Here is a 19,769-nt window from a genome sequence, read left to right as displayed (position 1 = left end):
GGACCCGCCCGCATGCGGACGAGCCCAGATACGGCGACGCGCATGGGAGCATGCCCGCCCGCCGCGCACTGCCTCCCATCCGGACTTTAACCGTCGGTCCAGGAATTTCACCTGGTCAACCGGCCGCTGGAAGCGACCGGGTCGCGGACTGTAACCGCCGGTTCGGACTTTCACCGACCCCGGAGTGCGCTGCTTCTGGTACAGGGCCAGTGTGCCACGGCCGGCAAGGGTCCAGTCGGGGGAACGGTGTGGAGTGACTCACAGATCGCCCTGCCGGGTCCGGCGCGGCGGCCAGTTGGTCCGGACCATTGACCGTACTGGTCTAGTCCTTTTAGGGTGCGGGCGGGCCCGGCGGCGGTGACGACGGCCCTTGCCCGCCGCCGGGTCGCCCAAGTCGGCCCAGGGGCGCCCGAGTCGGCCACGAGGCCGCCGCCCCGCCCGGCCGCGTCCGCCGGGCCCGCGCCGGGCCGCGCCCCCGCCTGGGGCCTGTTCGAAAACGGCCTCGTCACCGGCGGGCCGCCGCGCGGCGTCCGATGCGGGGAGGCGCGGTGCCAGGGCCCGCGAGCCCGGCATGACCCAGCCGCGAGAGGCCCTAGCGGTCGGCCGGGGCGAACAGCTCGTCCTGGGCCCGGTCCCGGGCCGTCAGCAGGGCGCCGCGCAGGACCGCGCCCCCGCCGAGGCGGCCGGCCCGGACCTCGGTGGCCAGCGGAGACATCCGGCGGAGCCGCTCGGCGACGCGCTCCGCGAGCACCGCTCCCCCGGCCTGCCCGATCTCCCCGCCCAGCACCACGCAGCCCGGGTCGAGGATGGAGACGACGGAGGCGGCCCCGATGGCGATCCGGTGGGCGAGGGCGTCGAGGAAGCGTTCGGCGGAGGTCCCGGCCGGTCCGCCGGCCGGATCCGTCGCCCGCGCCACGGCCGTGCGCACCACCACCGCCACGCCCGGCCCGTCCGCCGGCCCGTCCACCGGCAGACCGTGCTCCCCGGCCAGCCGGGCGATCGCCGCAGCTCCGGCCAGGGAGTGGAAGCCGCCGTCGCAGTCCGTGGCCGAGGGCAGGGCCGGCGTGCCCGGGACCGGCAGGAAGCCGATCTCGCCCGTGCCGCCGGAGGCGCCGCGGCGCAGGGTGCCGTCCAGGACGACCGCGGCGCCGACGCCGTGGCCCAGCCAGAGCAGGACGAAGGTGTCCCGGTCGCGGGCCGCGCCCTCGCGCTGCTCGGCCAGGGCGGCCAGGTTGGTCTCGTTCTCCACCCTCACCCGGGCCTCGGGCAGCCGCTCCTGCAGGGCCGCGGCGAGCCTGCGGTGCCAGGCGGGCAGGCCGCTTGAGTCGCGCAGGTCGCCGGTGGCGGGGTCGACGAGGCCCGGCGCCCCGATCCCGACGGTGTGCAGCCTCCCCCACGCGTGGACGCCCTCGGGCGGGGGCGCGCCCGCCGCCAGGGCCTCCTTGACCGTCCGCTCCACCGCCGTCACCGCCTGCTCCACCGCGGGTCCGGTCCCGGTGTCACCGCCGATCGGCGCGGACCCCTCGGCCAGCACCCGGCCCACGAGGTCGGAGACCAGCACGAAGACGCCCTCGGTGCGCACGTCGAGCGCGGCCAGGTGGGCGCGGCCGGCGACGATGCCGTACAGCCGGGCGTTCGGGCCGCGGCGCTGCTCGCCGGACTCCCCCACCACCGTGATCAGACCGGAGGCGGTGAGCCGCTCGACGAGGTCGGCGACGGTGGGCCGGGACAGTCCGGTCAGCTGCTTCAACTGCCCTGCCGTCAGCGGGCCTTCCTGCTGCAGCAGGCGCAGGGCGAGCCGGTCGTTGATGGCCCGGGCGGTGCTCGGTGATGCGGGCATGACGGGCATCCTCCCAGACGTGCGCGGCCGAGTTGCCCACTATCTATCAGGCAGGGTCCCTGATAGTTTACGGCGGTGCGGCGACGGCGCCGCGTGTGACGCCCGGGGAGGGACTGGAACATGGGTGACGTGAGCCGTTCACGTGACGAGGTGAGGCGCGCCCGGTACGCCGTGGCGGCCGTGTTCGCCGTGCACGGCGCCGTGACCGGTTCCTTCGCCACCCGGGTGCCCTGGGTGCAGGAGCACGCCTCGCTGAGCGCGGGGCAGCTCGGCTTCGCGCTGGCCTTCACGGCGTTCGGCGCCTCGTGCGCGATGCCGCTGGCGGGCCGGATCAGCCACTCCTTCGGCAGCCGCACCGCGCTGCGCGGACTGCTCGCGCTGTGGACGCTGTCGCTGGTCCTGCCGTCCCTGGCGCCGAACATGTACACGCTGTGCCTGGCGATGTTCGCCTACGGCGCGAGCGCGGGCATGGCCGACGTCGCGATGAACGCGCTGGGTGTCGAGGTGGAGCGGCTGCTCGGCAGGTCGATCATGTCGGGCCTGCACGGCATGTGGAGCGCGGGCGCGCTCGTCGGCTCGGCGGCCGGCACGCTCGCCGCGCACCTGGGCTCCGACGCGCGCCTGCACTTCGCGCTGGCCGCGGCCGTCCTCACCGTGCTCGGTCTGGTGGCCTGCTCGGGGGTGCTCGACCTGCAGCCCACCGAGGACGAGGAGCCGCCCCCGCGCTTCGCGCTGCCGCCCCGCTCGGCGCTGCTGATCGGCGCGGTCGGGTTCTGCGCGGTGTTCGCGGAGGGGGCGAGCCTGGACTGGTCCGCGGTGTTCCTGCGGGACCGGCTGGACAGCTCGGCCGGGGTCGCGGCCGCCTGCACGACGGGGTTCATGCTGACCATGGCGGTGGCCCGGATCGCCGGGGACGCGGTGGTGAACCGCTTCGGAGCGGTGCGCACGGTACGGGCCGGCGGCGTGCTGGCCGGGCTCGGCGGGCTGCTGGTCGTCCTCGCCGGGCACCCGGCGGTGGCGATGGCCGGCTTCGCGCTGATGGGGCTCGGCATCGCGGTCGTCGTACCGCTGTGCTTCGCGGCGGCCGGGCACGCCGGCCCCAACCCCAGTCAGGCCATCGCGGGCGTGGCGACCATCACGTACACCTCCGGGCTGATCGCGCCCAGCCTGATCGGCGGTGTGGCGCAGGCGACCGATCTGACGGTCTCGTTCTGCGTGGTGACCGCGCTGGCCTGCGGTCTCGCGGTGTTCGCGGGTGTGCTGCGCACCGCCGAGCGCGGCGGCCTCGGCGAGGTCAGTCCGCGGACCGAAGCAGTTCCCGGCCCACGGCCCTGAAGCTCTCGCTCCACGGCGCCGGGCGCAGCGTGGCCGCGTCCAGCCGGACCAGGACCCGGGTGCCGCGCGCGTAGGTCACCGTGCCGTCGGCCGAACAGAAGCGGAAGCCGTAGGTGAGGCCGGTGGTGCCGAGCCGCTCCAGCCAGAGGTGGACGGCGTAGACGCCCGGGCGGGTCACCGGCGCCTCGTAGCCGATGTTCAGTTCGCGGACGGCGTTGCAGGCGTCGCCCGCGGCGTGCCAGTCGCCGTCGAAGCGGACGCCGTGCTCGTTCCACAGCTCGGTCCAGGCGCGCTCGACCATCAGCGGGTAGCGGGCGTTGTGCAGCAGTCCGAGCGCGTCCAGGTCGTCGAAGTGGACGGTGACGGGGATCAGCCGGCCGTGGGCGACGGCGGGGGCGGTCGGGGCTTCGGCGGTCACGGTGGTGCTCCTGGGCGACGGGACGGGGACGGGACGGACCGTTCCATACTAAGCGACCGCTCAGCCGCCGCGGCCGTTCCCCGCAGGTCAGGCCCGTGTACCAGGTCCACGTGCGGCGCCCGTGGGCGGGAAGCCGCCCGGCACCCCTGACAATGGTCTGGAACGGTACGTACAGAGAAAGCGAAACCCCACCATGGACCTCGGCGTGCGCTGGAAGCTGCACGGTGACGGGCGTACGCCCGCGCCCGGAGCGGTGGTACGCCCCGACGAACGGCTCTCCTGGCCGCGCACGGTGGGCCTGGGCGCCCAGCACGTCGTGGCGATGTTCGGAGCCTCCTTCGTGGCCCCCGTGCTCATGGGCCTCGACCCGAACCTTGCGATCATGATGTCGGGCGTGGCGACCGTGATCTTCCTGCTCGCCACCCGCGGCCGGGTCCCGAGCTACCTCGGCTGCTCCCTGTCCTTCGTCGGCGTGACCGCGGTCATCCGGGCGCAGGGCGGCACCAGCGCCACCGTGACCGGCGCGGTCCTGGTGGTCGCCTTCGTGCTGTTCCTGGTGGGACTCGCGGTGCAGCGGTTCGGCGCGCGGATCATCCACGCCGCCATGCCGCCGATCGTCACCGGCGCGGTGGTCATGCTGATCGGCTTCAACCTGGCCCCGGTGACCGCCTCGACGTACTGGCCGCAGGACCAGTGGACGGCCCTGCTGGTGATGCTGTTCACCGGACTGGCGGTCGTCTGCCTGCGCGGCTTCTGGTCGCGGATCGCGATCTTCCTGGGGCTGCTCCTCGGGTACGGGCTCTCCTGGGTCTTCGACCGCGTCTTCGGCAAGATCCACTCGGTGGACGCGAGCGGCAAGCTCACCGACCACTGGCGGCTGGACCTCTCCGGCGTCTCCAAGGCCGACTGGATCGGCCTGCCCTCCTTCCACGGACCGTCGTTCCAGTGGTCGGCGATCCTCGTCGCCCTGCCCGTCGTCATCGCGCTGATCGCGGAGAACGCCGGACACGTCAAGGCGGTCGGGGAGATGACCGGCGACCCGCTGGACGACGAGCTCGGCACGGCGATCTCCGCGGACGGTGTCGGCTCGATGCTGTCGACCGCGGTGGGCGGCCCGCCGACCACCACCTACTCCGAGAACATCGGCGTGATGGCCGCGACCCGCGTCTACTCCACCGCCGCCTACTGGGCCGCGGCCTGCTTCGCGCTGCTGTTCGGCCTCTGCCCGAAGTTCGGCGCGGTCGTCGCCGCGATCCCGGGCGGGGTGCTCGGCGGCATCACCGTCATCCTCTACGGCATGATCGGCCTGCTCGGCGCACAGATCTGGATCAACGCCAAGGTCGACCTGCGCAACCCGCTGAACCTGGTGCCGGCCGCCGCGGGCATCATCATCGGCGTCGGCAACGTCACCATGAAGTTCACCGACACCTTCTCGCTCAGCGGCATCGCGCTCGGCACCCTGGTCGTCATCACCGGCTACCACACGCTGCGCGCCTTCGCGCCCGCCCACCTCAAGACGCAGGAGCCGCTGCTGGACGAGGGCACGTCCAGCTACGACGCGAGCGGTCGGCGCGCCGAGCCGTAGGCGTCCGCCTCCCCGCTCCCCCCGCCTCCCCCGCTCGGCGCCGGCCCGGCGTTCCCCCGTTCCGGGGAAGCGCCGGGCCGGTCGGCACGCGGGCGGGGGCGGGGCTGCGACCCTTCCCCCATGGCGCAGTTGGAACACCTCACCACTCCCGTCGACGCCGTCCTCTCCCGGATGCGGGCCCTCGACGCGGAGCTGCCCGAGCGGGACGGGGTCGCCGTGTTCAACCGCGTCTACCTCGCCGTCACCGAGGAGGTCGGCCGGTGCCTGGGCGCGGGGGTGTTCGCGGACCGGCGCGCGGCGGCCACGCTGGACGTGCGGTTCGCCGAGCGGTACCTGGCCGCGGTCGACACGGTGGCCCGGGACCTGCGTCCACCCGCCTGCTGGCGGCCCCTGTTCCAGTTCCGCCGCCACCCCGGGGTACGGCCGCTCCAGTTCGCGCTCGCGGGCGTCAACGCCCACATCGGGCACGACCTGGCGCTCGCCGTGGTGGACACCTGCCGCACGCTCGGCTGCGAACCGGCCGATCTGGAGGACGAGTTCGACCGGGTGGGCGATCTCCTCGCCTCGCTGGAGGAGCGCGTCCGCGAGGATCTGATGCCGGGTCCCGACCTGCTGGAGATCGCCGACCCGATCACCCATCTGCTGGGCTCCTGGAGCCTGGAGCGGGCCCGGGAGGCGACCTGGGCGGCGGCCCGGGCGCTGTGGGCGCTGCGCCACTGCGGGGACCTCGCCGGGGAGTTCGCCGAACGCCTCGACGCGGCGGTCGGTTTCGCGGGCCGGATGCTGCTGACGCCGTTCGGCGACTGACCGGGCGGTTCCGGCCAACCTCCGCCGGGCCTCCTGGAACCCGGCGTCCACATCTGTAGGTTGAAGCGGCAACCGACGGCGAAGGAGCTCACGGCACATGGCTACCCGGCTGGGCCTCGGCCTCCCGCAGAACCGGCAGTACGACCTGGGCAGGGACGTGCCCGACGTGGCGCGCGCCGCGGAGCGGACCGGATACGACAGCCTCTGGGTGTACGAGCGCGCCCTGTTCCCGGAGCCCGCCGGCCAGGGCCTCTACGGCATCCCCGGACTCCCCTGGCCCGACTCCTACCGCGGCGTCGCCGAGCCGCTGGTCACCCTGACCCTCGCCGCCGCCGCCACAGAACGCGTGCTGCTGGGCTCCAGCGTGCTGGTCGCGCCGCTGCACCTGCCCTTCCAGCTCGCCAGGTCCCTGGCCACGCTGGACGCGGCGAGCGGCGGCCGGGTGCTCGCCGGCTTCGGCACCGGCTGGTCCCACGACGAGTACGCGGCGACGGGCGTACGGCCCTTCGAGGAGCGCGGGCAGGTGCTGGACGAGCTGATCGAGGTGTGCCGGGCGGTGTGGGGCCCGGACCCGGTCGTGCACGAAGGCCGGATCACCCGGATCTCCTCGGCGGCGGTCGGCCCCAAGCCGGCCCGGCCGATCCCGATCCTGCTCGCGGCGAGCGGCAGGCGCGCGAAGCGGCGTCTGGTGGACCACGCCGACGGCTGGCTCCCGGTGGGCACGGGCGTCGAGCAGATCACCGCCCAGTGGGCCGAGTTGCGGGACCTGGCCGCCGAACGCGGCCGCGAGGAGCCGATCCGGACCGTGCTGCGGGTCAACGCGGCGCACTCGGCCGAGCCCTTCCAGGGCGACGGACGGCGGCCGTTCCAGGGCGACGCCGACCAGATCGTCGAGGATCTGGTCGAGCACGCGGAGATCGGCCTGGACGAGATCCTGGTGGACCTGCAGAGCACCATGCGCGACACCCAGGAGCTGAAGGACGTGGCCGCCGAGGTGTTCGAGAAGGCGCGCGCGGCCGGGGTCTGAGCTTTGCCGAGAGCCGGGGCCTGAGCCCGGCCGTCGGCGCCTCCGGCCCGGTCCACGCGGTCCGGGCCGGTGTCCCGGTCAGTCCTCGGGCAGTTCCACCGGGGCGATCTCGTCGTAGACGTCGCCCGGGCCCGGGTTGGTCGGGTCGGTCTCGCCGCCGAAGTGGCGCATGACGCCCCAGACCGCGTTCAGCGCGGTCTGGATCGCGCCCTCCGCCCAGCCGGCCGTCCAGGAGACGTCGTCGCCGGCGAGGAAGATGCCCCGCTTGTCCTCGGGCAGCCGGTCCTGCATGAAGTGCGTGAACAGGCGCCGCTGGTAGCGGTAGTGGCCGGGCAGGTTGGCCTTGAACGCGCCCATGAAGTAGGGCTCGTTCTCCCAGGAGACGGTCACCGGGTTGCCGATGACGTGCTTCCTGATGTCCACCTTCGGATAGATCTCGCCGAGGGACTTCAGCATGACCTCCATCCGCTCGTTCGCGGACAGCGGCAGCCACTTCAGGCTGTCGTCGCACCAGGTGTACGACAGGCAGATCACGGCCGGCTTGTCCGGGCCGTCGTCCAGCAGGTAGGTGCCGCGGGTCATGCGGTCGGTGAGCGTCATCGACATGACGTCCCGGCCGGTCTCCTCGTCCTTGTCCAGCCAGAAGGGCCGGTCGACGGGCACGAAGAGCTTGCTGGACTCCATGTAGTGGGTGCGCTCGATCGCCGTCCAGTGGTCGATCGGGAAGAGCGAGTCGTCGCAGGCGATCTTCGACAGCAGCATCCAGGACTGGGCGGTGAAGACGGCCGCCCGGTAGGTGCGGATGTCGCCGTTGGCGTCGGTGACGGTGATCTGGTTGCCCGCGGTGCGGTGCAGCCGGGTCACGGCGGGACGGGGCTCGCCGTCCACGTGCAGGGTCTTCAGCGAGGTGCCGTACGGCCAGTGGACGATCTTCTCCGGCTCGCGCTCCCAGAGCCTGAGCGGCAGCTGCTGTGAGCCGCCGACGATGCCGCGGTGATGGTCGTCGGCCTCGGTGTAGACGACCCGCAGGATCTCCAGGATGGAGTTGGGGAAGTCGGTGTCCCAGCCGCCGGTGCCGAAGCCGACCTGGCCGAAGATCTCGCGGTGCCGGAACGACTTGAAGGCCTCGGAGTCGCAGAGGAAGCCGTAGAACGTCTGGTTGTCGAGCTTCTCGACGAGCTTCGCCCAGATCTCGCGGATGCGCGGGACGTCCCGCTCGCGCATGGCGCGGTTCATGTCGGAGAAGTCGGCGCCCTCCTCGAGGCACCTGTTCCACGCCTCGGCGACGTCCCGGTACACCTGGGGCAGGTCGTCGATGGTCTCGGCGTAGTGCGACTCGCCCTTGAGGTCGACCACGGTGGACGGGGTGGCCTCGGCGAGGGGGTTCGGGAAGGGCCGGGTCTCCAGGCCCACCATGTCGATGTAGTGCTGCAGCGCGGTGGAGGACGGCGGGAAGCGCATGGCGCCCATCTCGGCGGTCAGCGACTCGTCGCAGCCCTCGAAGCCGACCGTGCGGAGCCGGCCGCCGATCTGGTCGGCCTCGTAGACGACGGGCTTGAGGCCCATCTTCATCAGCTCGTAGGCGGCCACGATGCCGGACAGGCCGCCGCCGATGACGGCGACCTCGGCGCCGTGCTCGGTCGCCGGGATCTGGCCGAGGCCCGCCGGGTGGGCGAGGAAGTCGTCGTAGGCGTAAGGGAAGTCCGGGCCGAACATGGTGATCGGCGGCTGCTGCTCGTCTGCGTGCTCGACGGCGTTGGGCACGGTGGACGTCATGGGGTACGGACTCCTTGCGCGGGGGTGGATCTGGGGAGGCTGGGGGAGGATCAGACGAGGGACCGGTACAGACCGGGGCGGCGGTCCTTCAGGTACGGGTTGGCCTCGCGGGAGGCGGCCAGGAACGCCGGGTCGGCGTCGGCGAGGACGAGCTGCTCCTCCCGGCCGGCGCGGGCGCGGGCGACGCCGTCGGGGCCGGCCAGGACCGACAGGCCGACGAACTCGAACTCGCCCTCGCGGCCGACCCGGTTGACGTACGCCACGTACATCTGGCTCTCCCAGGCCCGCACCGGCACCAGGGACTCGGCGACGAACTGGAACGGGTGCATCTGCGCCGTCGGCACGACCAGGAGGTCGGTACCGGCGAGGGCGTGCGCCCGGACGTTCTCCGGGAACTCGACGTCGTAGCAGATCATCAGGCCCACGGTCAGCCCGTTCAGCTGGGCCTGGACGACCGGCTGCTCGCCGGGCGTGAAGTGGTCGCGCTCGAAGGAGCCGAAGAGGTGGGTCTTGCGGTAGTTCGCGAGCCGGGCGCCGTCGGCGGAGATGAGCTGGGCGGAGTTGTGGACGGTGTCGCCGTCGCGCTCGGGGTAGCCGTAGGCGATGGCGAGCCCGTGCCGGCCGGCGATCTCGGCGATCGCGTCGGCGGAGTCGCCGTCGGCGGGCTCGGCGAGGCGGGCGATGCCGTCACCGATCGCGTACCCGGTGAGGAACATCTCCGGCGCGGCCAGCAGCGCGGCGCCCGCGGCGGCGGCGCGCCCGGCGGCCTCGTCGAGGACCTTGAGGTTCTCGGCGATCGAGCCGGGGCGGCCGGAGCTCTGGAGCAGGGCGGTGCGCATGCGTTTCCTCACCGGGAAGGGGGTTTGGGGGGCCAGTTAGAAGGTACGGTCGGCGCGCTCGGGCGGACAAGAAGGAGCCGTTGCGCGCCGGTGCGCGGTTCGTTGCGTGGCGGGGCGGCCGGACGGCGATTCGTTGCGCGCCCCGCGGAGCAGCCCGGGTGCGCCCTGGGGCGCAGGTCACGCCGCGGTTTTCACGCCGGACGGGGAGACTGGCCGCCACCGTGTGGGCGATACGCGAGGGTCGGGCCGCCGGGAGGGCGGTGGGTGATCGGTTCACGCGCCCCGCCCTCGGAAGGCACCGCCGTGCAGCGCGGTGCGCAGATGCGTCCCGTCGGCGCCGTTCGAGGATGCGGAGCGGGTCACGGGCGACTTCCGCGCCGTGCCGCGGCGGCCCGCGCTCCGCAGCTCACGAGCTCGGGCGGGCGCTGTACGACCTCCCGGAGCGGGCCGGGGCCGGCGGTGTAGCCGGGGGTGCGGGGCTCCGGGGCCTGTCCGATAGCTCGCGTCGGACAGGCCCGCGGCGGGAGTCGTCGGACAGGCCCTAGCCCGGAGCGCCCGAGGAGAAGCGGCGCAGCAGCGGTGACAGCACCAGCACCGACTTGGTCCGCTCCACGAACGGCTCGCCGGCGATGCGCTCCAGGACCCGCTCGAAGTGGCGCATGTCGGAGGCGAAGACCTGGACGATCGCGTCCGCGTCGCCGGTGACGGTCGACGCGGCCACCACCTCCTGGTAGCGCTCCAGGCCGCGCTGGATGGTCTCCGGGGAGGTGTTGCGCCGGCAGTAGACCTCGACGAACCCCTCGGTCTCCCAGCCGAGCGCCGCCGGGTCGACCCGGACGGTGAACCCGGTGATGGCTCCGGTGGCCCGCAGCCTGTCCACGCGCCGCTTGACGGCGGGCGCGGACAGGCCGACGAGCTGCCCGATGTCCGCGTAGGAGCGGCGCGCGTCCTCGGCGAGGGCGTGCACGATGCGTTCGTCGAGATCGTTCAGCACGGGGGGTGGTTCATTTCTCCGGGTCGGTCACTTCTCCGCCGCCACCGCGACGTCCGCAGAGGTCGCGAGGCGGGAACGGCGATAGCCGTAACCGAAGTAGAACACGAGCCCCACCGCCATCCAGACACCGAAGACCACCCAGGTGACGGCGGACAGGCTGCCCATCATCCAGACGCAGAAGGCGAAGCCCAGCGCGGGCAGCACCGGTGACAGCGGGACCCGGAAGGTGCGCGGCATGCCCGGACGGCTCCGGCGCAGCACCACCACGGCCACGTTGACCAGGGCGAAGGCGAACAAGGTGCCGATGCTGGTGGCGTCGGCGAGCTGGCCCAGCGGGATGGCGGCGGCGAGGACGCCGCAGAACAGCGACACGATCACCGTGTTGGCGCGGGGCGCGCCGGTCTTCGGGTGGACCTTGGCGAACACCTTGGGCACCAGGCCGTCGCGGGACATGGCGAAGAGGATGCGGGTCTGGCCGTAGAGCACGGTCAGGACGACGCTCGCGATGGCGATGACGGCGCAGAAGGCCAGCAGGGTGCCCCAGAAGCTCTGGCCGGTGACGTCCGTCATGATCCGGGCGAGCGCCGCCTCGGAGTCGTTGAACTTCCGCCAGGGCCGGGCGCCGACGGCGACGGCCGCGACCAGCACGTACAGCGCGGTCACGATCACGAGGGACAGCATGATCGCGCGCGGCAGGTCCCGCTGGGCGTTCTTCGCCTCCTCACCGGCGGTGGAGGCGGCGTCGAAGCCGATGTACGAGAAGAACAGCGTGGCGCCGGCCGCGCTGACGCCCGCCATGCCGAACGGCATGAAGTGCGCGTAGTTGCCGGACTTGAAGCCCATGAAGCCGATGGCGCAGAACAGGACCAACGCGGCGATCTTGACGCAGACCATGATCGTGTTGGCGCGTGCGGACTCCTTGGCGCCCCCGAGCAGGAACGCCATCGCGAGGAGCACGACGATCAGCGCGGGCAGGTTGAAGACGCCGCCGTCGCCGGGCGGGGCCGACAGGGCGTCCGGGATGGTGACGCCGATGGTGCCGTCGAGCAGTTCGTTGAGGTACTCGCCCCAGCCGACGGCGACGGCGGCGACCGAGACGCCGTACTCGAGGAGCAGGCACCAGCCGCAGACCCAGGCGATCAGTTCGCCCATGGTTGCGTATGCGTACGAGTACGAGGATCCGGCGACCGGGATGGTGCCCGCCAGCTCCGCGTAGGACAGGGCCGAGAACAGCGCGGTGAGCCCGGCGATCACGAAGGAGAGGGTGACGGCCGGGCCCGCCTTGGGCACGGCCTCGCCGAGGACGACGAAGATGCCGGTGCCGAGGGTGGCCCCGATGCTGATCATGGTCAACTGCCACAGCCCGAGGGACCGCCGCAGCGACCCTCCTTCGCCCTGGCCGCCTTCGGCGACCAGGCGTTCCACTGGCTTGCGGCGCATGAGGCGCGCGGCGACGCCCGGGGACGCGGGGGCGGCCGTTCTCTGCTCTTGCGGGGGTGCGCCTTGGTCGAGCACGCGCTGGCTCCTTATCGCTGCCGGTCACGACGTACGAGGACCGGCGGAAGCCCTTCAGGGCAGGAACCCGCCGAGCGGAGTCCCCGCCACGCCACCTACAGCGCAGCACCCTACGAGGCGCGGCTTCGCGGGCGTAATGCAGCAGGCTTGCGCATGGCCGCATCATCATTGCGTTCATCGGGGCGGGATGCCCTTTTGTTGCGCCTGGACCGCGGAGCGTTGCGCGGCGACCGCGCGAGTCCCTTTTCTCACGCTTCCTCCGGCTCTCCCGCGACGGCCCGCTCCCCGGCCCCGCCCGGGGCCGGGGACGAAGGCCGGCACCCGGCCCGGCGGGTCGGCCGCGGACACGCGGACGGCCCCCTTCCGTCCCGGGAGCGGGACCGGCGGGGGCCGTCCGAAAGCGGTGCGGGGGCCGGTGGCGGCTCCGCGCGTCAGTTCCAGCTGGCGTGCAGCGGCTTGCCCTCCGCGTAGCCGGCGGCGCTCTGGATGCCGACGACGGCCCTCTCGGCGAACTCCTCGAGGGAGCCGGCTCCGGCGTAGGTGCAGGAGGAACGGACGCCCGCGATGACCGAGTCGATCAGGTCCTCGACGCCCGGGCGGGCCGGGTCGAGGAACATGCGGGAGGTGGAGATGCCCTCCTCGAACAGCGCCTTGCGGGCGCGGTCGTAGGAGGACTCCTCCGAGGTGCGGTTGCGCACCGCGCGAGCGGAGGCCATGCCGAACGACTCCTTGTAGAGGCGGCCGTTCGCGTCCTGCTGGAGGTCGCCCGGGGACTCGTAGGTGCCCGCGAACCAGGAGCCGATCATCACGTTGGACGCGCCGGCCGCGAGGGCCATGGCCACGTCGCGCGGGTGGCGGACGCCGCCGTCGGCCCACACGTGCTTGCCGTACTTCCTCGCCTCGGCGGCGCACTCGAGGACCGCGGAGAACTGCGGCCGGCCCACACCGGTCATCATCCGGGTCGTGCACATCGCGCCGGGTCCGACACCGACCTTGATGATGTCCGCGCCGGCGTCGATCAGGTCCTTGACGCCCTCGGCGGAGACGATGTTGCCCGCCACGATCGGCACCTGCGGATCGAGCGCGCGCACCACCTTGATCGCGCTGATCATCGACTCCTGGTGGCCGTGCGCGGTGTCGATGACGAGGGTGTCGACGCCCGCGTCGAGCAGCTGCTTGGCCTTGCCTGCCACGTCGCCGTTGATGCCGACGGCGGCGGCGACGCGCAGCCGGCCCTTCGCGTCCACGGCCGGGGTGTACAGGGTGGCCCGCAGGGCGCCCTTGCGGGTCAGGATGCCGGCGAGCCTGCCGTCCTCGTCGACGGCCGGGGCGTAGCGGCGGTTGTGCGTGTCGAGGGTGTTGAAGGCCTCGCGCGGGTCGATGCCGGCGTCCAGCAGCAGCAGGTCCCTGGACATGACCACTTCGAGCTGGGTGAAGCGGTCGACGCCGCTCAGGTCGGCGTCGGTGACGACGCCGACCGGCCGCTGCTCCTCGTCGACGACGACGCCGGCGTTGTGCGCCCGCTTCGGCAGCAGGGCGAGGGCGTCGGCGACGGTCTGGTGCGGGGCCAGCACGATCGGGGTGTCCAGCACCAGGTGGCGGCTCTTGACCCAGGAGACGACGTCGGCGACCACGTCGATAGGGATGTCCTGCGGGATGACCACGAGGCCGCCGCGGCGGGCGACCGTCTCGGCCATGCGGCGGCCGGCGATGGCGGTCATGTTGGCGACGACGAGCGGGATGGTGGTACCCGTGCCGTCCGGCGAGCCGAGGTCCACGCCCTGACGCGAGCCCACCGCGGAGCGGCTCGGCACCATGAACACGTCGTCGTACGTCAGGTCGTACGCGGGCTGGATGTCATTGAGGAAACGCACGTGCCGCACATCCCAGTCGATCAGAGGTGACCCCCCGACGGGTGCGCCAGGGGGAAAGAGCACGTACTTCATTGTCCCATGGCGGCCGGCCCGTCACGCCCCCACAGAACCTCCAGGGCCGCCGGAAGGGGGCTGGGAGAATCCTCCAAGGGCGAGGACGACGGTCAGCGCCGGTACTTGGGTGACGAACCGCGGCGGCAGCACGCGGCCGATGCTGTCATGGCCGTCCCGCCATGTCCTCACCACGCCCCACCGACGCCACACGCCGCGGCCCGGCGGAACCCGCCGGGCCGAAGGGGTCACGCCGGGCCGGAGAGGTCACGCCGGGCCGGGCAGGTCACACAGAGCGGACGAGGCACGCCCGGCCGGACAGGCCACGCCGGACCAGGCAGGCCGCACCGAGCCGGCAGGCCGCACCGGACCCGAGGAGCCGCGCCCGGTGAGGCAGGCCGCACCGGACCGGACGAGCCGCGCCCGGCGGGCGGGCCACACCGAGCCGGGCACCACACCGCGCCGGACGAGGCACGCCGGGCCGGACGGGCCAGGTCGCCGACCCGGCGGGGTGTCAGTGTCCGTCGGGGTCCGCGCGGCTGAGCGCGGGCTTCGGCGTCGGGCCGGCCGTCATCAGGTAGTCGGCTGCCGAGGTGTCCGTCACCAGGCTGGTGACCAGCCCGGAACGCAGCACCGCGTCGATCGCGGACGCCTTGCGCTGCCCGCCGGCGATCGCCACGACCTCCGGGACACGACGCAACTGGTCGGCCTTGACCGTGATGCACCGCTCCCCCAGGTCCCGCCCGATCCGGCGCCCATCGGCGTCGAACAGGTGAGCGGCCATCTCGGCGGCGACACCGAGGGAGGCGTAGTGCGCGCGCTCCTCGTCGCTGAGCATGTCGTGCACCGTCGAGATGCCCGGCTCCCAGGAGCCGATGGAGACGCAGGCGACCGTGACCTTGTCGAAGTACTCGAAGGCCCGGGCGATCCCCGTCTGGTTGCGCAGCGCGGCCGCGGTGGCCGCGTCCGGCAGCAGCATCGGCGCGTAGATGGGGTGGGCGTCGCCGCCCGACACCTGGGCGGCCCGGCGCACGGCCTCCACCGAGCCGCGCTCGGAGGTGCCGGCGTCGTACACGCCCGTGAGCTGCACCACCGTGCACGGCGGCAGCCGGTCGAGCGCGGCGGCCATGTGGATGGTGGACCGGCCCCAGGCCAGTCCGAGCACGTCCCCCTCGTTGACCAGCTCGCCGAGCAGATCGGCGGCGACCTCGCCGAGGTTCTCGGGGTCGGGGGTCTCCTCGGCCTCGGCCGGGGACTCGACCACGACGGCGTGCCTCAGGCCGTAGCGGGCGCGGAGCGCGTCCGAGCGCTCGGCGTCCAGCTCGGCCGGCACACGGATCTCGATACGCACGAGATCCCGTTCGAGGGCCGTCTCCAGGACCCGGGCCACTTTGAAGCGGCTGACGCCGAACTCCTCCGCGATCTGGATCTTGGATTTGCCCTCGAGGTAGAAGCGGCGGGCCATGGCCGCCGCCTGCACCAGCTCAGCGGGTCCCATCCGCATGGCTGACCGGCCCGCCGACATACCCGACACGGCGATCTCCTCACTGCTGTTCACACTCTGGATTCGCCGTTCATCCTTGCAGATCCGGCGCGGCTGATCCGCCCGCATGGGCGGCGTTCACTCAAGCGTTCACGTAGCCGTGGCTCAGTGGCCGCATGCCCAGGAGGCCCCGGCGGTCGCGGAATCGGCCTGGGCGCGCAGCGCCCGCACCGCCTCCGCCGGGTCGTCGGCCCCGTACACGGCCGAGCCGGCCACGAAGACGTCCGCTCCCGCTTCCGCGCACCGCTCGATGGTGGAGGCCGAGACACCGCCGTCGACCTGCAGCCACAGTTCGAGACCGTGCTTGCCGATCAGCTCCCGGGTGCGGCGGATCTTGGGGAGCATGATGTCGAGGAAGGCCTGCCCGCCGAAGCCCGGCTCGACCGTCATGATCAGCAGCATGTCGAGTTCCGGCAGCAGGTCCTCGTACGGCTCGATCGGCGTCGCGGGCTTCAGCGCCATGGAGGCGCGGGCGCCCTTGGCGCGGATCTCCCGGGCGAGCCGCACGGGCGCGGCGGCCGCCTCGACGTGGAAGGTGACCGAGGAGGCCCCCGCCTCGACGTACCGCGGCGCCCAGCGATCGGGGTCCTCGATCATCAGGTGGCAGTCCAGCGGGGTGCCGGTGGCACGGGCGAGGGACTCCACGACCGGCACGCCGAGCGTGAGGTTGGGGACGAAATGGTTGTCCATGACGTCGACGTGGAGCCAGTCGGCTCCCTCGACCGCCTTGGCCTCGTCCGCGAGGCGGGCGAAGTCGGCGGAGAGAATGCTGGGGTTGATCTGCGCGGCCATGACCCAAGCCTGCCATGCCGCCGCGCCTGCCTGGAACGGCGGTCCGTCGCGGTTGTGTCTCGGTCGCGGGCCGGTACGGGACGGACTCGGTCGCCCCGCGCCCCTGGGGACCGCCGGCCGGGGTCAGCCGGTGCGGCGGATCAGGGCCAGGTACATCGCGTCGGTGCCGTGCAGGTGCGGCCAGAGCTGTACGTCGGGACCCTCGCCGAGCGCCGGGACGCCGGGCAGCAGGGGGCGGGCGTCGATCAGCTCGGTCTCCGGGCGCTGCTTGAGCACGTCGGTGACGACCGCCCGGGTCTCGGCGAGATGCGGCGAGCAGGTCGCGTAGCCGACCACCCCGCCGACGCGCACCGAGTCCAGCGCGGTGCGCAGCAGGGTGCGCTGGAGCGGCGCGAAGCTCTCCAGGTCCTCCGGGCGGCGCCGCCACCGCGCCTCGGGGCGCCGGCGCAGGGCGCCGAGCCCGCTGCACGGCACGTCCATCAGCACGCGGTCGAAGGTGCCGGGCCGCCACGGCGGCCGGGTCCCGTCGGCGGTGACGACCTGGTACGGGCCCGGGTTGCCGTTCAGTGCCCTGGCCACCAGTCCCGCCCGGTGCGGCTGCTTCTCGGCGGCAAGCAGCGCGGCCCCGCGTTCGGCGGCGAGAGCGGCCAGCAGCGCGGCCTTGCCGCCCGGACCGGCGCAGCCGTCGAGCCAGGTGGCGTCGGGCCCGTCGAGCGGGGCGTTGGCGAGCGCGAGGGCGACGAGCTGGCTGCCCTCGTCCTGCACTCCGGCCCGCCCCTCGTCCACGGCCCGCACGGCGCCCGGCTCGCCGCCTTCGGCCAGCCGCACGGCGTACGGCGACCAGCGGCCCGGCACGGCGGCTTCCTCGCGCAGCAGCTCCTCGGTGGTGGACCGGCCCGGCCGGGCGACGAGCGTGACCTCGGGCCGCTCGTTGTCGGCCTCCAGCAGGTCCTCGATGCCGGCCCGGCCGCCGCCGAGGGAGTCCCACAGCGCGGAGACCACCCAGCGGGGATGCGAGTGCACGACGGCGAGGTGGTCCTCCGGATCGTCGTCGTAGGGCGGCGCGACCTTCGCGATCCAGCCGTCGAGATCGTCCTGCGCCACCTTCCTCAGCACCGCGTTGACGAACTTGGCGCGCCCGTCCCCGAGCACCACCCGCGCCAGCTCCACCGAGGCGGACACGGCGGCGTGGGTCGGGATCCGGGTGCCGAGGAGCTGGTGGACACCCAGGCTGAGCACGTCGAGCACCGGCGGGTCGACCTCGCGCAGCGGCCGGTCGACGCAGGCGGCGATGACGGCGTCGTAGGTGCCCTGCCGGCGCAGCGTCCCGTACACGAGCTCGGTGGCGAGAGCGGCGTCCCGCGCCTCGAAGCCGCCCTTCTCGCGCGCCTTGCGCAGCAGCGGCGGCAGGACCAGGTTGGCGTACGCGTCCCGTTCGTCCACCGCGCGCAGCGCGTCGAAGGCGAGGATGCGGACGGGGTCCTTCTGGGGACGGCGGTAGGGCTTGGCGGGCCTGCGCGGCCGCCGGGACTGCTCGCTCACGAAAAAGGTGCTCCGGATGTGAAGAAGGGGGTGCGGTTCCCAGCGTACGTCGCGGCGGCCGCGCCCCCGCCGCCCGGGCATCAGCCCCCGAGCGTCTCCCCGTCCGCGATGCGCGCCCCGCGCGCCCAGTCGGCGGCCCGCATCGGCTTCTTGCCCTGGGCCTGCACCCACTGCAGTTCGACGGCGTGCGACCCGGTGCCCACGTGCACGCTGTTCTTGCCGGCCGCGAGCTGTCCGGGGGCGAGGCCGGTGCGCTCGGGCACGGGCGTGACCTGGACGAGCTTGAGCCGCTCGCCGCGGAACGTGGTCCAGGCGCCGGGCGCGGGCGTGCAGCCGCGCACCACCCGGTCCACGCGCAGCGCGGGCGCCGCCCAGTCCACCTGGGCGTCCTCGACGGTGATCTTGGGGGCGAGGGTGATGCCGTCCGCCGGCTGCGGCACGGCCTTCAGGGTGCCGTCCGCGATGCCGTCCATGGTCGCGGCCAGCAGCCCGGCACCGGCGAACGCGAGCCGGGTGAGCAGGTCGCCGCTGGTGTCGGTGGGCCGTACCCGCTCGGTGACGGTGCCGTACACCGGACCCGAGTCGAGCCCCTCCTCGATGAGGAAGGTGGAGGCCCCGGTGATCTCGTCGCCCGCCATGACGGCGTGCTGCACGGGCGCGGCCCCGCGCCAGGCGGGCAGCAGCGAGAAGTGCAGGTTGACCCAGCCGTGCGCCGGGATGTCCAGGGCGGCCCGGGGCAGCAGGGCGCCGTAGGCGACCACCGGGCAGCAGTCCGGGGCGATCTCCCGCAGCCGCTCCAGGAACTCGGGGTCGCGCGGCTTGGCCGGCTTCAGCACCTCGATCCCGGCCTCGGCCGCCCGTTCGGCCACGGGGGACGCGACCAGCCTGCGCCCCCGGCCGGCCGGCGCGTCGGGCCGCGTGACGACGGCGGCCACCTCGTGCCGCCCGGAGGCGAGGAGAGCGTCCAGGGCGGGAACGGCGACCTCGGGGGTACCGGCGAAGACCAGCTTCATGGGCGGGATCGGGCCTCTCGGGCGGGGGTTGGACGGGCAGCGCACCAGTCTATGACCCGGCCGGGCCGCCCGCCCCACCCGTCACGGACGCGCGGGCGGCGGGCGGGCCGCACCGGTGGTGCGCGGACCAGGGGCGGCGTACGCATATGCCCGTACGCCCCCACCCCGTGACCAGCGGAGCGCCTGCGCGTTGGTCAAGAGAGAGTTGACCACATCGGACCGCGGCAGCGGCCCAATTCCTTTCAACGCCGGTTCGAGAGGCTTGTTCATGGCCGACCACGCAACCCACGACGCCCAGGCCCGGGCCAGCCTGCACTTGCTGGTGCGGGACATCGAGCGGGTCCGCCGGCAGGTGGACGCGCTGCGCACGCTCACCGCCCAGCTGGGCAACGTCTACCGTCCGCGCCGTTCCGGCCCCTCCACGGGCTTCGTCGTCTATGGACGCGCCCCCGCGCCCACGGTCCGCCTCGCCCAGGAGCTGCGGGACAGCGTCGAGACGCTGGTCACCGCGGCCGTGGACTTCGACCGCTCGCTCGGCTTCTCCTGGGACGCGGTGGGCTCGGCCCTCGGCGTCACCAAGCAGGCGGTGCACCGCCGTTACGGCGCCCGCCGCGCCGCCGCCCAGGCGGCCGCCGAGAACGAGCGGGCGACGGAGCCGTCCGGCACCCGCACGCTCGACGCGAACTCCGCCCTGCCCGCGGTGCCGACGGTTCCGGCGGCCCGTTCGATGCCGACCCAGCCGACCGCGGGCAGCCCGACGCTCCGCGACGACGTACGCCCGACGGCCTTCCCCGGGCCGCGCAACGGCTGACCCAGGC

At 73.5% G+C, this 19,769-nt stretch carries 16 protein-coding genes and 1 riboswitch; of the genes, 5 read left to right on the top strand and 11 right to left on the bottom strand.

Features of this window, described 5'->3' with window-relative positions:
• Positions 1-61 precede the first annotated feature (61 nt).
• Positions 62-192: riboswitch (FMN riboswitch) on the bottom strand.
• A gap of 400 nt (positions 193-592) precedes the next feature.
• The gene (locus tag ACFQ9Z_RS28145) at positions 593-1,840 is read right to left on the bottom strand and encodes an ROK family transcriptional regulator (protein WP_383024579.1); all 1,248 of its coding nucleotides are present in this window, start codon (positions 1,838-1,840) and stop codon (positions 593-595) included.
• 120 nt (positions 1,841-1,960) lie between these two features.
• Between ACFQ9Z_RS28145 and ACFQ9Z_RS28140 the strand changes: the two genes are divergently transcribed.
• On the top strand, positions 1,961-3,175 hold the full coding sequence (locus ACFQ9Z_RS28140) for an MFS transporter (RefSeq protein WP_383024576.1): 1,215 nt from the start codon (positions 1,961-1,963) through the stop codon (positions 3,173-3,175).
• Here the strand turns inward: ACFQ9Z_RS28140 and ACFQ9Z_RS28135 are convergent.
• A complete protein-coding gene (locus tag ACFQ9Z_RS28135; RefSeq protein ID WP_383024573.1) occupies positions 3,135-3,593 on the bottom strand; it encodes an acyl-CoA thioesterase in 459 nt (152 codons plus the stop codon). The genes ACFQ9Z_RS28140 and ACFQ9Z_RS28135 overlap by 41 nt on opposite strands.
• A gap of 193 nt (positions 3,594-3,786) precedes the next feature.
• On the opposite strand from ACFQ9Z_RS28135, the gene ACFQ9Z_RS28130 reads away from it, so the two are divergent.
• The 3 genes from ACFQ9Z_RS28130 (at position 3,787) to ACFQ9Z_RS28120 (ending at position 7,012) form a co-directional block, all read left to right on the top strand.
• Positions 3,787-5,178 carry a uracil-xanthine permease family protein gene (locus ACFQ9Z_RS28130; RefSeq protein ID WP_383024569.1) on the top strand — a complete coding sequence of 464 codons (1,392 nt, stop codon included), beginning with the start codon at positions 3,787-3,789 and terminating at the stop codon, positions 5,176-5,178.
• Positions 5,179-5,298: 120 nt separating this feature from the next.
• Positions 5,299-5,985, top strand: coding sequence for a DUF5995 family protein (locus ACFQ9Z_RS28125; RefSeq protein ID WP_383024566.1), 687 nt, complete (start codon positions 5,299-5,301; stop codon positions 5,983-5,985).
• Between the two features lie 97 nt (positions 5,986-6,082).
• A complete protein-coding gene (locus ACFQ9Z_RS28120; RefSeq protein ID WP_383024561.1) occupies positions 6,083-7,012 on the top strand; it encodes an LLM class F420-dependent oxidoreductase in 930 nt (309 codons plus the stop codon).
• A gap of 78 nt (positions 7,013-7,090) precedes the next feature.
• Here the strand turns inward: ACFQ9Z_RS28120 and ACFQ9Z_RS28115 are convergent, their stop codons facing one another.
• The 9 genes from ACFQ9Z_RS28115 to fmt form a co-directional block, all read right to left on the bottom strand.
• On the bottom strand, positions 7,091-8,788 hold the full coding sequence (locus ACFQ9Z_RS28115; protein WP_383024556.1) for a flavin monoamine oxidase family protein: 1,698 nt from the start codon (positions 8,786-8,788) through the stop codon (positions 7,091-7,093).
• A gap of 50 nt (positions 8,789-8,838) precedes the next feature.
• Positions 8,839-9,627: a carbon-nitrogen hydrolase family protein gene (locus tag ACFQ9Z_RS28110; RefSeq protein WP_383024554.1), complete on the bottom strand. Its 789-nt coding sequence runs from the start codon at positions 9,625-9,627 to the stop codon at positions 8,839-8,841.
• Positions 9,628-10,168: 541 nt separating this feature from the next.
• Complete coding sequence (locus ACFQ9Z_RS28105; protein ID WP_143638102.1) at positions 10,169-10,621, bottom strand: Lrp/AsnC family transcriptional regulator; 453 nt, start codon at positions 10,619-10,621, stop codon at positions 10,169-10,171.
• Between the two features lie 27 nt (positions 10,622-10,648).
• A complete protein-coding gene (locus tag ACFQ9Z_RS28100; RefSeq protein WP_383024547.1) occupies positions 10,649-12,136 on the bottom strand; it encodes an amino acid permease in 1,488 nt (495 codons plus the stop codon).
• Positions 12,137-12,567: 431 nt separating this feature from the next.
• Complete coding sequence (locus ACFQ9Z_RS28095) at positions 12,568-14,010, bottom strand: GuaB1 family IMP dehydrogenase-related protein (RefSeq protein ID WP_383024543.1); 1,443 nt, start codon at positions 14,008-14,010, stop codon at positions 12,568-12,570.
• A gap of 565 nt (positions 14,011-14,575) precedes the next feature.
• A complete protein-coding gene (locus ACFQ9Z_RS28090) occupies positions 14,576-15,619 on the bottom strand; it encodes a sugar-binding transcriptional regulator (RefSeq protein WP_383024540.1) in 1,044 nt (347 codons plus the stop codon).
• 90 nt (positions 15,620-15,709) lie between these two features.
• Complete coding sequence (gene rpe / locus ACFQ9Z_RS28085) at positions 15,710-16,396, bottom strand: ribulose-phosphate 3-epimerase (RefSeq protein ID WP_143638114.1); 687 nt, start codon at positions 16,394-16,396, stop codon at positions 15,710-15,712.
• A 123-nt stretch (positions 16,397-16,519) separates the two neighbouring features.
• Entirely contained in the window at positions 16,520-17,938 is a 1,419-nt protein-coding gene (locus tag ACFQ9Z_RS28080) for an RsmB/NOP family class I SAM-dependent RNA methyltransferase (protein ID WP_383024535.1), read from the bottom strand.
• Between the two features lie 80 nt (positions 17,939-18,018).
• The gene (gene fmt, locus ACFQ9Z_RS28075) at positions 18,019-18,951 is read right to left on the bottom strand and encodes a methionyl-tRNA formyltransferase (protein ID WP_383024530.1); all 933 of its coding nucleotides are present in this window, start codon (positions 18,949-18,951) and stop codon (positions 18,019-18,021) included.
• Positions 18,952-19,219: 268 nt separating this feature from the next.
• Between fmt and ACFQ9Z_RS28070 the strand changes: the two genes are divergently transcribed.
• Complete coding sequence (locus ACFQ9Z_RS28070) at positions 19,220-19,762, top strand: hypothetical protein (RefSeq protein WP_383024527.1); 543 nt, start codon at positions 19,220-19,222, stop codon at positions 19,760-19,762.
• Positions 19,763-19,769 lie beyond the last annotated feature (7 nt).

The organism is Streptomyces sp. NPDC056580, assembly GCF_042793175.1.
GTDB lineage: Bacteria > Actinomycetota > Actinomycetes > Streptomycetales > Streptomycetaceae > Streptomyces.
Note: the sequence above shows the minus strand (reverse complement) of the source record. Positions and strands in the feature narration are given on the sequence as shown.